This window comes from Paraburkholderia sp. BR10882 (genome assembly GCF_040948855.1).
In the GTDB taxonomy this organism is placed as follows: Bacteria; Pseudomonadota; Gammaproteobacteria; order Burkholderiales; family Burkholderiaceae; genus Paraburkholderia; species Paraburkholderia nodosa_A.
In genome coordinates this window covers 1-255 of sequence record NZ_JBFPKP010000087.1, presented here as the reverse complement: position 1 = coordinate 255, position 255 = coordinate 1, and the positions used below count along the sequence as shown (strand labels likewise).

The window sequence follows — 255 nt, the reverse complement described above, 5'->3', positions numbered from 1 at the left end:
GGGGAGTACGGTCGCAAGATTAAAACTCAAAGGAATTGACGGGGACCCGCACAAGCGGTGGATGATGTGGATTAATTCGATGCAACGCGAAAAACCTTACCTACCCTTGACATGTACGGAACCCTGCCGAGAGGTGGGGGTGCCCGAAAGGGAGCCGTAACACAGGTGCTGCATGGCTGTCGTCAGCTCGTGTCGTGAGATGTTGGGTTAAGTCCCGCAACGAGCGCAACCCTTGTCCCTAGTTGCTACGCAAGA

The 255-nt window shown here is 54.9% G+C and carries 1 rRNA gene; it reads left to right on the top strand.

Going from position 1 to position 255, the window contains the following annotated elements:
• Positions 1-255: ribosomal RNA gene (locus AB3X99_RS41015) — 16S ribosomal RNA — on the top strand; the annotation flags it as partial.